Origin of the sequence: Bacillus sp. Brlt_9, assembly GCF_051948935.1 — a bacterium.
In the GTDB taxonomy this organism is placed as follows: Bacteria; Bacillota; Bacilli; order Bacillales; family Bacillaceae_G; genus Bacillus_A.
In genome coordinates this window covers 386,960-405,817 of sequence record NZ_JAYJLO010000004.1, presented here as the reverse complement: position 1 = coordinate 405,817, position 18,858 = coordinate 386,960, and the positions used below count along the sequence as shown (strand labels likewise).

Below are 18,858 nucleotides of genomic sequence, written 5' to 3'. Positions count from 1 at the left end.
CTTTTTCATTAGTTTTAGTAAGTTGAGTGTAGAGTAGATACGTCTGTATCTATAAGGGGATTTTTATTGATTACTGATAGTGAGACAGTATGTTAAGGTACTCCTTTAGTTTCGGAAAAAAGTTTTTTTTTATATTTTTTTTAAATGACGGACATAAAATTGTATATACCTTCGAATTATATATATGGATAACATAAATATTTATATAAAAGGGGAGAAAAATATGAAAGAAATGTATGAAGAAATCACTGAAGTATTAAAGGTGTTAGCACATCCGGTCCGTTTATCATTAGTAAAAATAATGCTTGCAAAAGGTCCTATTAACGTAACGACAATGTATGAAATGTTACAAATGCCTCAAAGCACAATTAGTCAACATTTATCAAAACTAAAAGCTACGAAAGTCGTTACAGGTACTCGGAAAGGGTTAGAAATTTATTATGAGGTAACTGATAAGCGTACAAAATCAATATTAGCATGTTTAGTTTAAATGCTGATTGTTTAGACATTAAGAAGAGGATGCTAAAGTAATTCTGTGACTACAATTTTTAAGATTTTATACAAAAGTAATATGTATAAGTGTATGTGATTTTCTTATTAACATAAGTTGTATGTAGACTGGTTATTAATTTGTTATACTTCTAGATTATTTTATTTATTTAATAATATTGTATGATCTTCACCTTGTTAAATTTAATATTATTTTATTAATAATTAGTAAGGTGAAGGATTATTTATGTACACATGAAATATTTTATAAAGAGTACGACTTTGCTCCAAAGTTACATTTTTAGTTTTTTATCTATAGATCTAATACTAAAGGGAAAATAACTGAAATATAAATGTAATTGAAAGGAGTGGAGTAACAATGGAGGTAAGCCTTTTTTTAGGTTTTTTTTGGGGGTGGATAACGGTTATCATCTCAGGAATACTTTTTGTGCGACCATCTATACTACGTGAACTGAAAAAATTAGTGGTAGAAGACAGAGGATTTGGAATTATGTATGGCTTTCTATCAATTTTCCTCGGGTTAGGTACTGTAATCCTACATAATGTTTGGACACTTAATTGACAGGGACTCATTACACTTATTGCATGGCTTGCACTATTAAAAGGGATTTATGTAATTGCATACCCTGAACCATCCAAGAAAACCGATTTTGAAGTAAGGGTACTATCTACTCGTATAGTGCTTGCTATCCTTTGTGCTTTATCTTTATGGATGCTTATCATAATTTATATGAAATAGAGACAAATATTTTTGATCATGGGAGTATGTAGGTGGGGAGTTTTGGGTAGTCCTTTGGAAAGGGATTTTATAGTTAACTGTAAATTTAGTGTTTCTTCCCTTGTAGATATGTTCTTATAAATAGTGAGATGGGTAAAACGAAGAGAGTCCTAAATAAATAGGATTCTTTTCGTTTTATAAAAGTGAATTTATCTTGTATCACTAATACAATTGATATTCATTTTTCTGGACTACTGGCAATTATCTACCTTGTTATATTCAATGTCGGCTATGTGACCATCCGGTCGAATCAAAACGGTATCTATATTTTTTAACTTGGAATCTTGTATTTCTCCTATTATCACCTTTATGTGTGAATCAAGATTTATTTTATTTATCTTATCTATATAAGAAGGGTGTATTAATAAGATAAATTTACCATCCTGCATTAATTCAAAGAGTTTATAACTTTTCTTATTTAGAGAAGAAATAGTGAGATTTGTACATCTTTTTCCTATCAATGGATGCCTTGCTGTATCGTGCATCGACGAATACATTATCCCTAAGCCACTTACATACCCCGAGATAAATCGTGATTTATCTCGGGGTATGTAAGTAGGTGCGAAAATAAATCCCTTAATTCCATTCCTGCGTTTGAAAAGTTTATCATTAATTGTTCTTGCGCTTGTACTTCCTTGAAAAATTGTTTTCCTACAACATGTCTTTCAATATGATAACTTTCTAATAGGCTTTCATATTTTTTTGTTTTATTGCGAGCCCTAATTACCAGCCTATATTAAAAGCATCTTGTAGACCTACATTCAAACCTTGTCCTCCAGCAGAGAAGTGAATATGTGCTGCATCCCCTGCTAAGAATACACGCTTATGTTGATAGGTATTTGCTAGTTTGGTTGCATTGCCAAAACGAGAAAGCCATATTGTGCTTTTAATTTGAAGATGTTCACCTGTAATACTATAAATACTATCTATAAACTCTTTTTCTGTAACAGCAACATGAACGGGTATTGTCTGATTCTTAGGATCAACAATTGCAAAACGAAATACATCAGGGGCAATAGGTACCATCATTAATATCCCATTTATATTAGAAGTAGATAAAAATGGAGTATCTGGTATATCTTCTAAAATAACATCAACTGATATAGCAGTAGTTGTTGTGTTGGTTCCATGGAGAAATCTACATAGTAAGTGTGTAGTTAAAGCTATATAGCGTGTCTGCAGCAGTAGCCATTGGGTAGCATTGATATGTAATGGTGTTTGCATTAAAGGATGCAGCTTCTTTTGCTTGTGCTATTTTTGCTAAAAATGCTACTGCTGTAGTTCCATGTGGGAGTTGTAAAGGCCTTTCCGCTATTCGTAGTTTTAATGAAGTAGTAGTGGTTTTAACTCGACTTCAAATAATTCGCTTTCCATTTCATTAAGTGCATCCATTGATACAGGATGTGGAGAGGTATTAGATAAGACTTGTGATGAAAGAAGTTCTCCTGATGATGAGTAAAATGTAACAAACACTTGTGAAAATGGAGGGACCATAATGATTACACGGTCAGTTTTGTGTAACGTATTAACCAACTCCAAAATAATATAGTTTTATAAAAATCAAAAAACAATAGATAAATATAAAGATATTATTATGGGTAATTTTCCGATAGTGAATAAAGAAAATTAATAAACTCTTTATATTTATTGTAAATAATTTAAGAGCACACAAATATGCGTGCTCTTAGAATAGAAAGGTAGTTTTCTATGAGTAGGGAGTCCCCATACAATAAAATATGCTTGTCCAATTTAAATGTGAGAAGTTTTTTAATAAAAACGCTATTTGGTAAGTCTATGTAAAAAAACGCTTTGTACAGGAACTCCTTGCAAAGTATTTTGTCTGCAGTCATGATTATTAAAGGTGATGAGAGCTGTTATCCGACTAATAAAACCACATCTCAAATTGTTGACTCTATGTCTAACAACTAGGATGCGGTTCAATTAATAAAAAGTTTCCGAGTTAAATATAAGGTAAAAAGTATAGGATACTTTTGTTATAAAGAGTATTTATAGATGAATGTTATTGTTTTTTACTTCTGAAAGATTTGAGGTTCTAAATTACCAGTTGTTGGAGTACCGCTACTATAACGTTTCAATAGAAATATTGAACTACTAATATGAATGTATCAGATTTAATAAAGATGGTAATGTTCTGTTAGTCATGTAATCTTTTCATTTGATGGTCTTTTCCCCATTCAAATAGTTCATTCATTATTTGCATTAAAGATTTTCCGTATTCACTTATTGTATACTCAACCTTTGGTGGTACTTCTTGATATACAGTACGATGGATAATCCCATCAGCTTCAAGTTGCCTAAGTTGTTGTGTAAGGACTTTTTGTGTAATGTTTGGGATTTCTCGCCGGATTTCATTTGTTCGCATTTTTCCATCCATCAAAACACATAAAATATGAACTTTCCATTTTCCGCCGATTACATCGAGCGTCGTTGCAATTGGACAGTTATCATTTTGATTCATATAACACCTCCAAAGGTACCTCAAGGTTCCTATAGCACTTGAAAGTACGTACTTTTCAATTATATGTAACGCATTCATACTAATACGTAAAGGATTGATTAATTTATAAAGGGGATGGAAAATGATGAGAACACTTGTAATTGTAGCACACCCTCATATTGAAAAATCAAAGATTAATAAAAGATGGATAGAAGAACTTGAGAAACATTCGGATGAAATTACGGTGCATGAATTATATAAAGTGGCACCAAATTGGGAATTTAATATTGAAGAAGAGCAAAAGTTATTAGTAGAACATGACAGATATATATTTCAATTCCCGCTATACTGGTATAGTTCACCACCATTATTAAAAAAATGGTTCGATGATGTATTAACATATGGATTTGCGTACGGATCAAAAGGGGATAAAGTGAAGGGAAAAGAGTTTGGTGTGGCTATTTCTATAGGTGGATTAGAAAAAGATTATGAAAATAGCGGAATTACAATGGATGAGTTAACGAAACCATTTCAAGCTACGTGCTTATATACAGACATGAAATTTATACCTTCGTTTTATTTATATGGTGCAGAATATAAACTAAGTGATGAAGAGATTGATAAAAGTGCACTTGAGTATGTACGATATGTGATGAATAAGCAGTATTCTAATATATAAAAGGGAATAGCCATTTACTTGTTAAGTAGGTGGCTATTTTATTGGTTTTATATTCACTAAGTGTAATCTTTAGTAAATTAATAGTTAATATGGTAAAATAAAAAACCTAACATATATAAAGGGGAGTTTTACTTGAGAACGATGCAAAAATTATTACAAAAAAGAGCAATGCAATCACCAAATTTGGAAGCGCTTGTAGGGGGAGAGAAAAGGTATTCGTTTCAGCAGTATAATGAACGAGTAAATCAGCTTGCACATTATTTGTTACAAAACGGTGTGCAAAGAGGAGATCGTATTGGAATACTATGCAAAAATAATCATCCGTTTCCAAGCATTATGATGGCGAGTTTAAAAATTGGAGCGGTATGTATTCCGCTAAATCATCAGCTTACTGCGTATGAATTAGAAACGATTGTAAAAGAAGCAAAATTAAAAGTATTAGTTATTGATGAAGAATTTAGTGAAGTTTTATTAAAGATTGATGCTGTTAAAGAAATTCCTTATGTAATGAAAACGACAAAAGAAGGCTTTGGTTTATTTGAATTAACATTACAAGAACAGCCAAGTACAGAACCGAGCGTAGAAGTTCATGAAGATGATGATGCGATTTACTTATTTACTTCAGGAACGACTGGACAGGCGAAAGCGTGTGTTATTGGTCATAAAAACTTACATCATTACTTTACTGAAATTGCGGGCCAAAGAGAAATTCCAGCAGGGGAACGCTTTTTATCCGTGCATCCATTGTTCCACATGAGTGGCGTGCTTTCTATTTTAAATTGCATTTATCATGGCGTTACGATGGTCTTCTTAGCTGATTCGAATCCTACTTTCATTTGGGATAAAATTGAAGAAGAGAAAATTACGACGATGCTTGCGTTTCCAGCTGTTTATAGCTACATGCTTGATGAACTAAATAAAAAAGAACGTAACATTTCAACCTTTAAATTAGCACAAAGTGGTGGGACAAAAGTGCCAGAAACGCTCATCCAAAAATATATGGAAAAAGGAATCTCTATGGTGCAAGGCTATGGTAGTACAGAAGGTTGGGTGGTCACTTCTTGGCATCCAATGATGGGAAAAGAAAAGATGTCTTCTGTAGGAAAAACCTTGAAAAATGTAGAGGTGAAAATTGTTGATTCAGAAACAGGACATGAACTAACAACTAATGAAGTTGGGGAGATTCACGTAAGAAGTCCATACATGTTTAAAGGATATTGGAATAATGAAAAGGCGACAAAGAAGGTAGTAAAAGATAATTGGTTTAACATGGGTGATGCTGGCATGATAGATGACGACGGATTCCTGCATATTATGGGAAGATATAAAGACGTTATCATACGCGGTGGTGACAACGTATATCCAGACCAAGTAGAAGATGTTATTCATGAAATACATGGTGTTTTAGAAGTTGCAGTAGTTGGAGTTCCAGATGACTTTTGGGGAGAGGTTCCAAAAGCTTACATTGTGAAGGATAGCGAAAGAACATTAACAGAAGAAAGTATTATTCAGTATTGTAAGGAGAAATTAGCAAGTTATAAAATACCAGAAGTGGTATTCGTAGAAGAGTTACCGAAAAACGCTTTAGGGAAAGTGTTGAAAAGGGAATTAAGGGAAGAATGTACTTGTAAAATAAAAATTGATTAGATGATGAGGAATCCAGTTATGTACAAAGCATAACTGGATTTTTTGTTTATGATTCTGTTAGCGGATATTGTTAATATTTGAAACTTTTTGTTTATTTCTAGTGTAATATTGAAAATAAAGGAAGTTCATTCATTTCCGTACAAGGGGGAGAAAATATGGCTATAAAATTAGAAACTGAGCATTTATGTATAGAACCTTTTACCAATGATGATGTATGTAGAATTAAAGAATTGGCTAATGACAAGGAATTAGCCAATATTCTTGGGCTCCCACACCCATATAAATTGGAGTTCGCGCAAGATTGGGTTGATATACAACCAGAACTTATAAGGCAAGGAATCGAATATCCTTTAGGAATCATTTCTAAAGAATCAAGAGAAATTGTAGGTACAATTACACTAAGAATTGACAAAGGTAACAATAGAGGTGAGCTTGGTTATTGGATTGGTAAGAATTATTGGGGCAAGGGTTTTGCAACCGAGGCTGTAAATAGAATGATTCATTTTGGCTTTATCGAATTAGGTTTAAATAAAATTTGGGCATCTGCCATTTCTAGAAACCGATCATCGATTAAAGTGTTAGAGAAGTCGGGCTTACGTAAAGAAGGTACATTAAGACAAAATAGACTTTTATTAAATACATATGAAGATGTTGATGTGTATGGAATATTAAAGACAGAATACAAGGTTTTAAATTACAGATAAGATTGGTAGTATGATTACAAAAGGGAACCCTTCAGAACAGGGTTTCCTTTTGTATTTTAATAGAACTTGTTTATTAAAGACATAATAATTTACTAGATTTTTTATTTTGTGTAAGATAATAAAGAATATTCAATTAACTATCAAAGGAAGAGATGTAAATGAAGCTGCCGCTATTACAGGTAGAGACAGAGAGACTTATGATCCGTCCGTTCCAAAATGATGATTATGAAAGTTGGGTAGGTGGATTTAATAAGAGGTTACCATCGCAGTATAAATACGACGATGGCTATCAAGTTATGCATCATTAACAAAAGAATGGTTCACGGAATGGATAAGAGGTTTTGATGAAGCAGCACATCGAGATGAGATGTATGTATTAGGCATTTTTCGTAAAGAAGACGGAGCTAATATTAGAAAGCTAGAGCTTTATTATAAAATTTTTAAAAAAGGTTAGGAGAAAAAATGAAGACTATAAACATATTTCATTATGACGCATTTACGAATAAACCGAATATGGGGAATCCAGCAGGTATTGTATTAGATGCGGATGGATTAACGGAAGAGGAAATGCAACGTATTGCTGAAAAAGTTGGATTTAACGAAACGTCTTTCGTTCTTTCTTCAGAAGTAGCAGATATAAGAATGCGCTATTTTACACCTGGTTATGAAATGGATTTATGTGGACACGGGACAGTTGGGACTATGTATGCCTTGCGTGAAAGAGGTTTATTAGAAGAGAAAACAAATCTTACGATTGAAACGAAGGCCGGGATTTTACCGATACAAATAGTTGTAAATGAAAATGAAGAAACCTTTATTAAAATGGGGCAGGCAACACCTCAGTTTAAAGATTTTGCAGGTTCAACAGAAGCATTAGCTCATAGTATTGGTTTAGAAGAAAATGATTTAGATGTAAGTTTACCAATTGTATATGGAAGTACGGGGAACTGGACTGTAATTGTACCGATTAAAAATCTAGATGCATGTGAGAGAATGAGACCTCATAATGATGCATTCCCATCCGTATTAAAAGAAATACCTAATGCTTCTATTCATCCAGTTTGTTTAGAAACTTATGATGAACAGGTGCAAATGCATGGGCGTCATTTCTCATCAGCTTATGCTGGAACGATTGAAGATCCAGTGACAGGAACAGCTTCAGGTGTAATGGGAGCGTATTATGCGACGTATTTGGAGAAAGATTTTAATCATGAAATGGAGTTAATCGTTGAACAAGGACAGGAAATGAATAAAGATGGTCGTGTAACGGTATATGTAACGAAAGATGTAGAAAATGAGAAGTTACAAATTGATATTGCGGGAACAGCGGTGTATGTGAAAGAGTTTGAAGTTTCAATATAAAAAGAAAGCCCAGAGTACATCCGGACTTTCATTATCTGTTCAATACTTCAATATACGAAGCATCTCCAGTTGTTCTTAAAGCAGAGCGGAAATTGTTGTTTTCTAACGTTTCAGCGACTTGTTGTAACTGCTGTGCATCATCATGATGGATAAGTAAGCTGTCGGCACCACTTTCCTCTATATGAATGTGTTCGACATTTCCGATGGCATCATGTACAGCTTTTAAAAATTCAGGTTTCATAGTGTCCTCCTATATGTATGTAACGTTGTTGTTAGTATTTCCTTATTTTTGAAATGTAAAAGTGAATGAATTTTTGTTATATTATGATTTTGGAAGGGGTTTCCTATTCGTTTGTCAAATAATAGTAAAGTTGTCTTTTGAATTGAAGGAATCTTCGGAATTAAAGGGTGAGGGAATGGACATTTCAGTAATCGCTACACAACTAGTTAAGGAGGAAGTTATTTCACGTTATCCAAATAGCATAAAAGTGTTGAACGGAGGAACGACAAGTACTGTATATTTGTTGGATGGAAAATACGTTGTAAAGCTGAATAAAGCTGAAGTGATATGTGAAGAAGCTAATTTTCTTTCTTTTTATGAAGGAAATACTTTGTTTGCAAAGCTTTTGTATAAGGAGCCTTTACATACATATATTGTGTATTCTTTCCTTGAAGGTAGTACTTCGTGCAAACAGGGACATAAACGAATTACGCTTAGTACCCTTGTAAAAGAAGTTATTAATAAGTATGAAATAGTTTCAGGTAAAGATGGTTGGGGATGGAAAGAAAGTCCGGTTCAATCTTGGAATGAATTTTTAACGACAAATGTAATGGAAGCTTATGAAAATGTAAGACCGTGCATAAGTGAGGAAGAGTATAGAACGGTTCTTAAGTTAGCAAATAGTCCAAGTAAGGGGACTGGAATAAATCAGCCATTTTTATTGCATGGTGATCTTGGATTTCATAATTATATATTTCAAGAAAATAAGCTGCATGGTGTAATTGATCCTTTACCGGTGTTAGGAGATCCTATATACGATTTAATTTATGCGTTCTGTTCAACTCCGGAAGATTTAACGAAAGAAGCAATTAATTATGTGATGAAACAATGTGTATTTCATAAAACAGACAGAGAGTTATATGAAGAAATAGTTATTGGCTTATATTTGCGTATAGATACATGTTTAAGACACCACCCGAAAGATTTAGAAGATTATTTAGTAGCTTGGCGTTATTGGATGGGCGAGGTTGAGGTGACTTTATAATACAAATATTTTGGGGGAGATGGTGAGATGAATGTTTCAGAAGCGAAAAAGGATTTAGCAATAAAAACGAAGAGAGGCTTGCCAATTATATTAGCTGGCGTTTTATTTTGGGTCGTTATGAGTATAACGGGTTTTGTTCTTTCTGAAAAACAAGTGGTATGGGTATATTTAATCGGTATGGGTTGTGTATTTCCTTTTGGCTTAATGATAGCTGCTATATTGAAAATTGATATGTTTGCGAAAGGAAATCCGTTAGGGGTTTTGGCAGGATTAATTGGTGGGATAAATGTATTGAATATTCCGCTTGTATTACTTGCCTATTTTCAATTTCCAGAATGGTTACCTTTTGTAGTAGCAATGTTAATAGGTGTTCATTTTATCCCGTACGTATGGATTTATGAAAGTAGAAGTTATGGTTTATTGTCAGTAGGGACTGTATTTGTAACGTCAGTTTGCGGGATTCTTTTTGCAGAAAAAGGATTTACTGTAATTCCATTATCGGTTACAGGTGTCTATTTACTCACTTTTATAAGTTTACTAATTGAAAATAAAAAAGCAGATTATTATCAACAAAAATCAGCTTAATAAAAATATAGGGATAGGGGGAATTATGATGAAAAATTTCGTTTGTACAACGTGTGGTGTGCAGTATGCAGCGGGTGTAGAAGAACCGGTGAGTTGTCATATTTGTGATGAAGAGAGGCAATATGTGAATCCGAAAGGGCAGTCTTGGACGACACTAGAAAGCTTACAAACGAGTGATACATATAAAAATGAAATAATCGAAGAGGAAAACGGGCTTTATAGTATTACGACAAAACCAGGGTTTGCGATCGGGCAAACGGCATTTGTAGTGAAAACAGAGTCATATCGTTTACTATGGGACTGTATTACTTATTTAGATGAAACGACAATTGAGAAGATAAAAGAGCTTGGCGGTTTAGATGCAATTGCATTGTCTCATCCTCATTATTATTCAACGCAAGTAGAATGGGCTGAGACATTCGATGTACCAATTTATATACATGAAGATGATAAAGAATGGGTAATGCGCCCGAGTAGTCGTATTATTTATTGGTCTGGTGAGTCTTTACAATTAGTTGATGGATTGGTCATTCATCGTTTAGGTGGCCATTTTAAAGGAGGATCTGTCTTACATTGGGAAGAAGGTAATGATGGAAAAGGAATTTTGTTAACAGGTGATATTATTCAAGTTGTAGCGGATGAACGATGGGTAAGCTTCATGTACAGCTATCCAAACTTAATTCCATTACCAGCGAGAAAAGTGGAAGAAATGGTGAATCAAGTGAAGCCGTTACAGTTTAATCGTTTATACAACGCTTTTCATCGAGTAGTAAAAGAAAATGCAAATGAGGCAGTTGAACGTTCTGCTGAAAGATATATTAAGGCGGTAGAAGGAAAGTTGTTTCATACGTAAAAAGTAATTTGATAAGCGGCAAAGCACTGGATGCTTTGCTGTTTTTATAGTGCTGAAACGTCGGTATTTGTCGGTAAGTCGATATCCTTTGTCGAAACGTCGATATATTGAAAAAATCGTTGATATATTTCAAGTTGTGATCGATATAATTGAAAAATCGTCGATATAATTCCATATACCTAAAAACAACGAAAAGCAAAGCGATATCGCTCTGCTTTTCATTGTTTTTAGTAGATTAATCTAGAAATGCATGCTGCAATGCTTTGAGCCCATCACTATAGATGCCATGAAACAGATTAATTGCCTCTTTATCACTAACCTCTACAGGAGTGAAAGTACCAGACCATTCTACTAACGATGTGTTACTTTCGGTACCTTCTTTAACTCGGATTGTAGATAGATAATTAGTGACTGGGAATGGTGCATTCATGATTGAATACGTGTAGTAGCGTTCCTTATCATTGAATACTTCTAAGCGCTCTATAATCGTATCACCATCTGGATTAGCTAGGTGACGTACACGACCGCCTTCAGTTAATTTACTGCTAGGTATATAAGGTAACCAGTCTGGAAGGGAGTTGAAACCTCCGATTAATTGCCATACTTGTTCAGGTGAACCGAAAATTTCCATAGATGTAGTAGTATGTGCCATGTTCATTACGCTCCTTTTTATCTCGATATTTGCGAGCAAATAATCAGTGGGGGGATGGCCCACTGATTAAGATTTCAATTTATTTTACGTTGATTGGTAGTGGTGCATTAGGTGCTACTAGTTTTTGTTCGCGCATTTCTTCCCAGAATGCTGCTGGAATTACTGTGTTTAATGCGTTTTGGTCTTCTACAATTCGTTCCGGTTTACTTGCACCAGGAACAACAGCAGCAACTGCTGGATTTGCTAGTGAAAATTGTAACGCAGCAGCTTTGATGCTGATTTCGTGACGATCTGCAAGAGCTTTGATTTTCTCAACTTTTGCAATAATTTCTGGTGATGCTTTTTGGTATTCAAAGTGAGCACCTCCAGCAAGAATACCTGAGCTATATGGGCCACCAACGACAATATCCATATTATGCTTTACAGCTGATGGCATTACTCGTTGCAATGCACGCTCGTGGTCTAGTAATGAATAACGACCAGCTAGTAAGGAGATATTTGGCTTCGCTTCTTCTAAATCAAGCATAAGTTCAATCGATTCTACTTTGTTTACTCCAAGTCCCCAGCCTTTAATGACGCCTTCTTCACGTAAGCGTGTTAGCGCACGGAATGCTCCTGTTCGAGCAATTTCAAATTGTGAAATCCACTCATCGCCATAAAAGTCTTGTGCTAAATCATGAATGAAAACAAAGTCTAGACGATTTGTTTTTAAACGTTTCAAACTTTGCTCGATAGAGCGAAGTGTCGCATCTGCGCTATAGTCATTGATCATTTTATTTTTACGACCAAATTCGAACAGTCCGCCTTTTTCACCTAAATCACGTGCAGATGGATCTTCTAGTTCATCTGAAATCGTTCGACCTATTTTCGTACTTAAAAAGTAATCATCACGATTTCTTTTTGATAGTGCTTCACCAAGACGAATCTCCGCTAAGCCAGATCCATAAAGGGGAGCTGTATCAAAGTAACGAACGCCATTCTCCCAAGCAGCATCCACTGTAGCGATTGCTTCTTCTTCTGGGATATTACGGTACATATTTCCTAGTGGTGCTGTACCAAAACCGATTTTTTCTTTTAGTAATTTATTCATTAAAGATATCCTCCTAAAATGTATTTGAAAATTGATTACTGATTTTGAAAATCAATATATAGCATTTCATCGTCTGACAAAATGCATGATAAAAATACTCACTTTAAAGTACGGGTACTAAAATGTAATTTCTAATACTGCATGACTCACTCAACTCTTACAAATGCTATTATGAAATGTATTTTACATAATGAAAAGTACGTACTTTAAAGTAATATAGATACCAAAAAGTAATACAGGTACTTTTTGGTGCCGTACTACTCATTTACTGTTTACGTATGCTATTATGAAACATGTTTAATACAATAAAAAGTACGTACTTTAAGGTGCTATAGATACTTAAAAGTAATATTTAAATCTTTAGCTTACTTGCCTTATAACATTATTAAAGGAGATTTTTATATGAAAACATACAATATTCCTGTAGAGGCGACTTTAGAGGTTATCGGTGGGAAGTGGAAAGTCGTTATCCTTTGTCATTTAAAGAAAGACAAAAAGAGAACGTGCGAATTAAAACAATTAATGTCTGGTATTACACAAAAGATGTTAACACAACAATTACGTGAATTAGAAGAAGATGGTGTAATTGAAAGAAAAGTATATAACCAAGTGCCGCCAAAAGTAGAGTATTCTTTAACTGATTATGGTCATTCTTTAGATTCTATACTCGATTCTCTTTGTCACTGGGGAGAAAATCATCTCGACAAGAATGGGAACACATCTATGCTCATAACAGCAGCTGAATAAACAAGGGAAAAACGAACAACAATATGTTCGTTTTTTTCTTGTTGTTTTGTCATGTATATATAAGGAGATTTTTTAAGCAGCATAATTACTTTTTAGTAATATAGGTACTTTTTTGTGCTGTAGGAACTAAAATGTGCCGTATAGAAAATTATTTGTTTTTACGCAACAATAGAGAAGAAATTTAGAAAAAAGGAGAGGAGTACGCGTGAAACAATATAATATACCGATAGAAGCGACTTTAGAAATTATCGGGGGAAAGTGGAAGGTCGTTATTTTATGTCACTTAACGAAAGGGACAAAGAGAACGAGTGAGTTGCAACGTTTGATTCCTGAAATTTCTGTTAGAATGTTGACGCAGCAATTACGTGAGTTAGAAGAAGATGGTGTGATTACACGTAAAATCTATACAGAAATTCCACCTCGGGTAGAATACTCCTTAACTGATTATGGTTGGTCTTTACAAAATGTATTAAACCAATTAACAGTATGGGGAGAACGATGCATAGATAGAAAAAATGGTAAAGTTAAGTGAAATCTATATATGTAATATTGAAAACACCACCCCATGAAGAGGTGGTGTTTTTTCAGTATAAAACGTTAGAAAGTTAATATGGTGAAAAGTAAGGGTCTATACCATATCAGCAGCTGTTTTAGTAGGGTGAATGTTTAATTTATCATTCATCATAGGTACTTAAAAGTGCCTTCATCACTTTAAAGTACGTACTATGCTTCATAATATAACCGTTTTATAATGACACTCGTAGCAAGAAGTCATAACGGTTTTAAGCTATGCTCAAAAAGACTTATTAACTAGTATAGTTTTTTGTTCAATTTCTTTAGTAGGAGATGTTTATATGGTTGAAGAACTTTTTTATAAAAAAATACTTAAAAATCTTTTTTCAGATCCAGTTCAAATTACACTTTGGAATGGAGAAACAATACAATATGGAGAAGGGGAACCTCAATTTCATGTAACGTTCCATAAGCCTCTTTCCAAAAAAGAGATTGCTAAGGATCCTTCTATTGCATTCGGTGAAGCGTATATGAATGGGGACCTTGAAATAGAAGGGAATCTTGAAAAAGCAATTCAATCTATTTATAAAAGGCAGGATAGCTTTTTAGGTGATAGTAAGTTGCAATATTTCAAAAGTAAATGGAATTTCTCAAAACAAAAAAATAAAGATGATATTGCTCATCATTACGATATTGGGAACGATTTCTATAAATTATGGCTTGATGAAACAATGACATATTCTTGTGCGTATTTCCGAAATGAGCAAGATTCTTTAACGACAGCTCAGCATAATAAAGTGAATCATATTTTGAAAAAGTTGAACCTTAAAAAAGGTGATACGTTATTAGATATTGGCTGCGGGTGGGGTGAACTCATTACAGCTGCCGCTAAGCAGTACGGTGTGAAGGCGATGGGAGTAACGTTAAGTGAGGAACAATATGCTAAGACTTCCGAGCGAATTAAACAAGAGGGGCTTACCGATTTAGTTGAAGTATCTTTACTTGATTACCGCGATATTAAGAATCATAAATTTGATAAAATTGTTAGTGTAGGTATGATTGAACATGTAGGAAAAGACAACATTACGCAATACTTTGAAACAGTGAATGCACTACTAAATGATGGTGGGATTTCTCTACTTCATTGTATTACTTCCCCGGCCAATGGTGGTGCTACGAATGGTTGGATTGAAAAATATATATTCCCTGGCGGATATGTTCCTGCTGTTAACGAATTAATTACGATCATGACAAACGAACAATTTTACATTGTTGATGTGGAAAGCTTACGTAGACATTACGGGAAAACATTACAACATTGGGCTCAAAATTTTGAAAACGTACTGGAGGAAGTTCGCAAAACGAAAGATGAGCGATTCATTCGTATGTGGCGCTTATATTTAAATGCATGTGCAGCTTCGTTCTTTACAGGTAATATTGATCTACATCAATTTGTATTTACAAAAGGTATTAACGATACAATTCCGATGACACGTTCTTATATGTATGAATAAGAGTATGTAACCAAGTAGCTATCTACTAGTCATCGAATGTAAATAAAACTGATGGTAGGACATAAGTCTATAACGTAAAGTCGAGATGGGAATCAGAAAATGATTTCCATCTCGACTTTTTTGATATATAATTTTAAAACTAAAACTATATACTTTTGATAATGAAAATATATAATAAGTATAGAAACAAAAATATATGAGCAAGGAAGTTGAAGAATATGACATTAACAATGGGCTTTATTGGATTTGGAAAATCAGCTAACCGCTATCATTTACCTTATGTAAATACACGTAAAAATATAAAAGTAAAAATGATTTTTGCTCGCCAAATTAATGAAGTATTAGCGGCTCCATATAAGGAAAAAGGTGTTAGTTTCACTACTAATTTGGACGAATTGTTGAATGATAAAGACATTCAAGTGGTGACGGTCTGTACGCCAGCACATACGCATTACGAATTAGCGAAAAAAGTTATACTTGCTGGAAAATCAGTTATCGTGGAAAAACCATTTTGCGATACAGTAGAACATGCGAAGGAATTATTAGCTTTAGGACGAGAGAAAGGTGTAGTAGTTATGCCATATCAAAACCGCCGTTTTGATGGTGATTTTTTAGCGGTGAAGCAAGTTATAGAACAAGGATTCCTTGGTGATATCGTTGAGGTTGAATCACATATTGATTATTTCCGTCCTGGTTCAATTACTCACGAAGGTCCAAAAGAAGAAGGTTCATTTTATAGTTTAGGTATTCATACGATGGACCGTATGATTTCACTATTTGGCCGTCCTGATACGGTGACATACGATATTCGTAATAATGAAGTGGAAGGTGCGGTTGATAACTATTTTGATGTTGGTCTACATTACGGAAATAAGTTAAAAATTAAACTGAAAACGAACCATGTTGTAGCGAAAGATTATCCACGCTTTATCGTTCATGGAACAAATGGATCGTTTATTAAATATGGTGAAGATCAGCAGGAAAATGATTTGAAAGCGGGTATTATGCCTGAGAGTGCAGGATTTGGTGAAGATTCGCCGATGTATTATGGAATTGCTAAATATCAAAATGCAAACGGTGATTGGATTGAAAAACAAATTAAAACGCCGCTTGGTGATTACGGTCGTTTCTATGATGCAGCGTATGAAACAATCGTAAATGGTGCACCAAAACTTGTGAAAGATGAAGAAGCGGTAACGAATATTGAAATCTTAGAAAACGGATTTGCTGCTCCATCACCTTCCGTTTACAAACTTGAGGCTTTAAACTTGAATGAATAGAAGAGGGAATACAGTATAAAGGAGGTATGGAAATGGCAAGCGGATCAACACAAGTAAAATACCTCGGCATTTACCAAAAAATTAAACAGCAAATTTTAGACGGTGAATATAAAATTAATGAAAAAATTCCAAGCAGTCCCATCCTTGCTGAAGAATTTGGGGTTTCAGTCCTTACCATAAAAAAAGCGCTGGATCTGTTAGTTAGAGACGGCTACATCATCCGCCGGCGCGGAAGTGGAACAGTCGTTCAAGATTGGCGGCAGCAGGAAAAGGCACGAATGATTCAAACTTTAACAGGTACGAAAGCTGTTTACGGCAGTGAGGTAGAAAGTGAAATTATCGAGTTTACGATTGTCGGTGCCGATGAAATAATTGCTGAAAAATTGGGCATTTCAGCCGGGGATTTTGTATATAAAATCATCCGCCTCCGCATTATTCACAGTATCCCAACGATTATGGAGCATACATGGATGCCTATTTCGGTCATCCCAGGTGTTGAGGTTTCTGTTTTAGAGGAATCGATCTACTCGCACATTCAAAATAAGCTAGGTCTTGAAGTGGGGACATCCGTTGTTAGGGTCAAAGGTGTTCGCCCGGATGATAAAGAAAAGCAGTTTATGAACTTAACAAATCAAGATTTCCTAATGAGAGTTGAACAAGTAGCCTACTTAACGGATGGACGCACTTTTGAGTACTCTTATGCCGATCATCTGCCAGAAACCTTTGAATTTGAAACAGTTATTACTGCAAAAAGTTATAAAGAGGTATAAAAAATAGGTTGGGGTAAGTATTGCCTCGACCTATTTTTTGTCTTCAATATAGTTATAATAGGAACAGTTATTATTCATCGGCTGTAATAAGCATGGATGTGTTCCCGTTTTTTTCAAGATGAACTTCGCCCCAAGTGCAGAGGGAATCGAGTATGGCTCCTAAAGACGAACCGTAATTAGTTAAAGAATACTCTACTTTCGGTGGTACTTGGTCATATACTTTTCTTTGAATTACATCATCTTCTTCTAATTCACGTAATTGTTGTGTTAACATTTTTTGAGTAATACCAGGCATTAAACGTTTTAATTCGCTCGTTCTTTTTGTTCCTTTCTTTAAATGGCAAAGGATAACGACTTTCCACTTTCCACCAATAACTTCTAAAGTTGCTTCGACAGGAATATTATATGTCTTCATAAAAAAACTCCTTTGATGAATTTAGATTACAGTTTTGGGTGTACATACTCAAATTATTTCTTTATAGTACCTATAACACTTTAAAGTGCGTACTATTTATTGTGCTAAATATCGGTCATAATAACCGATGTAAGAGAGAAATAGGTAGAACGGCACTTGAAAATGCATACGTTACTTTTTAGTACCTATAACACTTTAAAGTGCGTACTTTTTATTATGCTAAATATATTTCATAATAGCACATGTAAGTAAGAAATGAATAAAATGTATTTTGAAGTGCATTGGAAATTGATTCGTTATAACGCTATGGTGAAATTCACACAAAAAAATGATTAATTACTCCAAGACTTAACAGTTGATTAATTGAACTGTAAAGTTTAGAATTACAGTAAGATTTTTAGAAGTGAATTGTCATCGACGGTAAAATGTAGTTTCAATCATTTTATAGAAGAAGCATGAAAAGAAACGAATAGTAGAAATAAACGAAACATTGCTGAATAAATAATATTACGTGTATTTGATTCTAAACTGTAATTTTTTTTAATACATTTCAATAATCGATATTTAAAATGTACGTTTCATAAAGAACATTAAAGGAGTGAGTGAAATATGGTGGTTTTATATACGACAGCAAGCTGTGGTTCATGTCGAAAAGCAAAAGCATGGCTTGAAGAGAATCAAATTAATTATACTGAAAAAAATATCGTATCCAATTCTATGACAGTGGATGAACTTAAATCCATTCTTCGTTTAACAGAAGAGGGTGCTACTGAAATTATTTCAACTAGATCCAAAACTTTTCAAGACTTAAATATAAATATAGATGAGCTTTCGCTGAATGAATTTTATAAATTAATAATTGAGCATCCACTAATGTTGCGTCGCCCGATTATGCTGGACGAGAAAAGATTGCAAATTGGTTTTAATGAGGAAGAAATTCGAAAATTTTTACCACGTAGCGTTCGAACATTCTTGAACATTGAACTGCAAAAGTTGGCTAATTAATAAGTAATAGTGTGAAAGGGAATTTTTTGAA

General features: G+C 34.1%; 19 protein-coding genes and 3 pseudogenes. 16 read left to right on the top strand and 6 right to left on the bottom strand.

The annotated features are described in order from the left end of the window. The first annotated feature begins 223 nt into the window (after window positions 1-223). Both VF726_RS18595 and VF726_RS18590 read left to right on the top strand, forming a co-directional pair. The gene (locus VF726_RS18595; protein WP_075309502.1) at window positions 224-490 is read left to right on the top strand and encodes an ArsR/SmtB family transcription factor; all 267 of its coding nucleotides are present in this window, start codon (window positions 224-226) and stop codon (window positions 488-490) included. A 378-nt stretch (window positions 491-868) separates the two neighbouring features. After that, window positions 869-1,249 (top strand): annotated as a pseudogene (locus VF726_RS18590) (hypothetical protein). Between the two features lie 230 nt (window positions 1,250-1,479). Here VF726_RS18590 and VF726_RS18585 read toward each other — a convergent pair. Further along, window positions 1,480-2,419, bottom strand: a pseudogene (locus VF726_RS18585) (FAD-dependent monooxygenase); the annotation flags it as partial. Between the two features lie 1,024 nt (window positions 2,420-3,443). Further along, the gene (locus VF726_RS18580) at window positions 3,444-3,767 is read right to left on the bottom strand and encodes a winged helix-turn-helix transcriptional regulator (protein WP_208755410.1); all 324 of its coding nucleotides are present in this window, start codon (window positions 3,765-3,767) and stop codon (window positions 3,444-3,446) included. Window positions 3,768-3,891: 124 nt separating this feature from the next. Here VF726_RS18580 and VF726_RS18575 point away from each other — a divergent pair, with 124 nt between their 5' ends. The 5 genes and pseudogenes from VF726_RS18575 (at window position 3,892) to VF726_RS18555 (ending at window position 8,138) form a co-directional block, all read left to right on the top strand. Beyond that, on the top strand, window positions 3,892-4,425 hold the full coding sequence (locus VF726_RS18575) for an NAD(P)H-dependent oxidoreductase (protein ID WP_440171423.1): 534 nt from the start codon (window positions 3,892-3,894) through the stop codon (window positions 4,423-4,425). 132 nt (window positions 4,426-4,557) lie between these two features. Continuing rightward, window positions 4,558-6,072 carry a class I adenylate-forming enzyme family protein gene (locus tag VF726_RS18570; protein WP_440170973.1) on the top strand — a complete coding sequence of 505 codons (1,515 nt, stop codon included), beginning with the start codon at window positions 4,558-4,560 and terminating at the stop codon, window positions 6,070-6,072. 155 nt (window positions 6,073-6,227) lie between these two features. After that, the gene (locus tag VF726_RS18565; RefSeq protein WP_212956364.1) at window positions 6,228-6,776 is read left to right on the top strand and encodes a GNAT family N-acetyltransferase; all 549 of its coding nucleotides are present in this window, start codon (window positions 6,228-6,230) and stop codon (window positions 6,774-6,776) included. 158 nt (window positions 6,777-6,934) lie between these two features. Continuing rightward, window positions 6,935-7,203, top strand: a pseudogene (locus tag VF726_RS18560) (GNAT family N-acetyltransferase); the annotation flags it as partial. Window positions 7,204-7,238: 35 nt separating this feature from the next. Further along, window positions 7,239-8,138 (top strand): PhzF family phenazine biosynthesis protein, encoded by a 900-nt coding sequence (locus VF726_RS18555; RefSeq protein WP_440170971.1) that lies wholly within the window; start codon window positions 7,239-7,241, stop codon window positions 8,136-8,138. A gap of 31 nt (window positions 8,139-8,169) precedes the next feature. On the opposite strand, the gene VF726_RS18550 is transcribed toward VF726_RS18555, so the two are convergent. After that, window positions 8,170-8,379: a hypothetical protein gene (locus VF726_RS18550; RefSeq protein WP_140971184.1), complete on the bottom strand. Its 210-nt coding sequence runs from the start codon at window positions 8,377-8,379 to the stop codon at window positions 8,170-8,172. A 175-nt stretch (window positions 8,380-8,554) separates the two neighbouring features. On the opposite strand from VF726_RS18550, the gene VF726_RS18545 reads away from it, so the two are divergent. Genes VF726_RS18545 through VF726_RS18535 form a run of 3 tightly spaced genes read left to right on the top strand, consistent with a single transcriptional unit; the run spans window position 8,555 to window position 10,841 of the window. Beyond that, window positions 8,555-9,403 (top strand): aminoglycoside phosphotransferase family protein, encoded by an 849-nt coding sequence (locus VF726_RS18545; protein ID WP_440170968.1) that lies wholly within the window; start codon window positions 8,555-8,557, stop codon window positions 9,401-9,403. Window positions 9,404-9,430: 27 nt separating this feature from the next. Beyond that, window positions 9,431-9,988 (top strand): DUF7010 family protein, encoded by a 558-nt coding sequence (locus tag VF726_RS18540; RefSeq protein WP_440170966.1) that lies wholly within the window; start codon window positions 9,431-9,433, stop codon window positions 9,986-9,988. Between the two features lie 25 nt (window positions 9,989-10,013). Beyond that, a complete protein-coding gene (locus VF726_RS18535; RefSeq protein WP_283881909.1) occupies window positions 10,014-10,841 on the top strand; it encodes a hypothetical protein in 828 nt (275 codons plus the stop codon). Between the two features lie 235 nt (window positions 10,842-11,076). Here the strand turns inward: VF726_RS18535 and VF726_RS18530 are convergent, their stop codons facing one another. Both VF726_RS18530 and VF726_RS18525 read right to left on the bottom strand, forming a co-directional pair. Beyond that, a complete protein-coding gene (locus VF726_RS18530; RefSeq protein WP_283881907.1) occupies window positions 11,077-11,493 on the bottom strand; it encodes an SRPBCC family protein in 417 nt (138 codons plus the stop codon). Window positions 11,494-11,572: 79 nt separating this feature from the next. After that, window positions 11,573-12,583: an aldo/keto reductase gene (locus tag VF726_RS18525; protein WP_440170964.1), complete on the bottom strand. Its 1,011-nt coding sequence runs from the start codon at window positions 12,581-12,583 to the stop codon at window positions 11,573-11,575. A gap of 402 nt (window positions 12,584-12,985) precedes the next feature. Between VF726_RS18525 and VF726_RS18520 the strand changes: the two genes are divergently transcribed. The 5 genes from VF726_RS18520 to VF726_RS18500 all read left to right on the top strand — a co-directional run bounded on the left by VF726_RS18520 (window position 12,986) and on the right by VF726_RS18500 (window position 17,407). Further along, window positions 12,986-13,330 (top strand): winged helix-turn-helix transcriptional regulator, encoded by a 345-nt coding sequence (locus VF726_RS18520; RefSeq protein WP_000860818.1) that lies wholly within the window; start codon window positions 12,986-12,988, stop codon window positions 13,328-13,330. Window positions 13,331-13,535: 205 nt separating this feature from the next. After that, window positions 13,536-13,862, top strand: coding sequence for a winged helix-turn-helix transcriptional regulator (locus VF726_RS18515; protein WP_283881903.1), 327 nt, complete (start codon window positions 13,536-13,538; stop codon window positions 13,860-13,862). A gap of 322 nt (window positions 13,863-14,184) precedes the next feature. Then, window positions 14,185-15,357, top strand: a complete 1,173-nt coding sequence (locus tag VF726_RS18510) for a cyclopropane-fatty-acyl-phospholipid synthase (protein WP_440170960.1) — start codon at window positions 14,185-14,187, stop codon at window positions 15,355-15,357. A gap of 218 nt (window positions 15,358-15,575) precedes the next feature. Continuing rightward, window positions 15,576-16,637 (top strand): oxidoreductase, encoded by a 1,062-nt coding sequence (locus VF726_RS18505; RefSeq protein ID WP_440170958.1) that lies wholly within the window; start codon window positions 15,576-15,578, stop codon window positions 16,635-16,637. Between the two features lie 32 nt (window positions 16,638-16,669). Further along, window positions 16,670-17,407 (top strand): GntR family transcriptional regulator, encoded by a 738-nt coding sequence (locus VF726_RS18500; protein WP_440170956.1) that lies wholly within the window; start codon window positions 16,670-16,672, stop codon window positions 17,405-17,407. A gap of 70 nt (window positions 17,408-17,477) precedes the next feature. Here the strand turns inward: VF726_RS18500 and VF726_RS18495 are convergent, their stop codons facing one another. Beyond that, window positions 17,478-17,822 carry a winged helix-turn-helix transcriptional regulator gene (locus VF726_RS18495; RefSeq protein WP_071711655.1) on the bottom strand — a complete coding sequence of 115 codons (345 nt, stop codon included), beginning with the start codon at window positions 17,820-17,822 and terminating at the stop codon, window positions 17,478-17,480. A 609-nt stretch (window positions 17,823-18,431) separates the two neighbouring features. On the opposite strand from VF726_RS18495, the gene spxA reads away from it, so the two are divergent. Beyond that, complete coding sequence (gene spxA, locus VF726_RS18490; protein ID WP_440170953.1) at window positions 18,432-18,827, top strand: transcriptional regulator SpxA; 396 nt, start codon at window positions 18,432-18,434, stop codon at window positions 18,825-18,827. Window positions 18,828-18,858 lie beyond the last annotated feature (31 nt).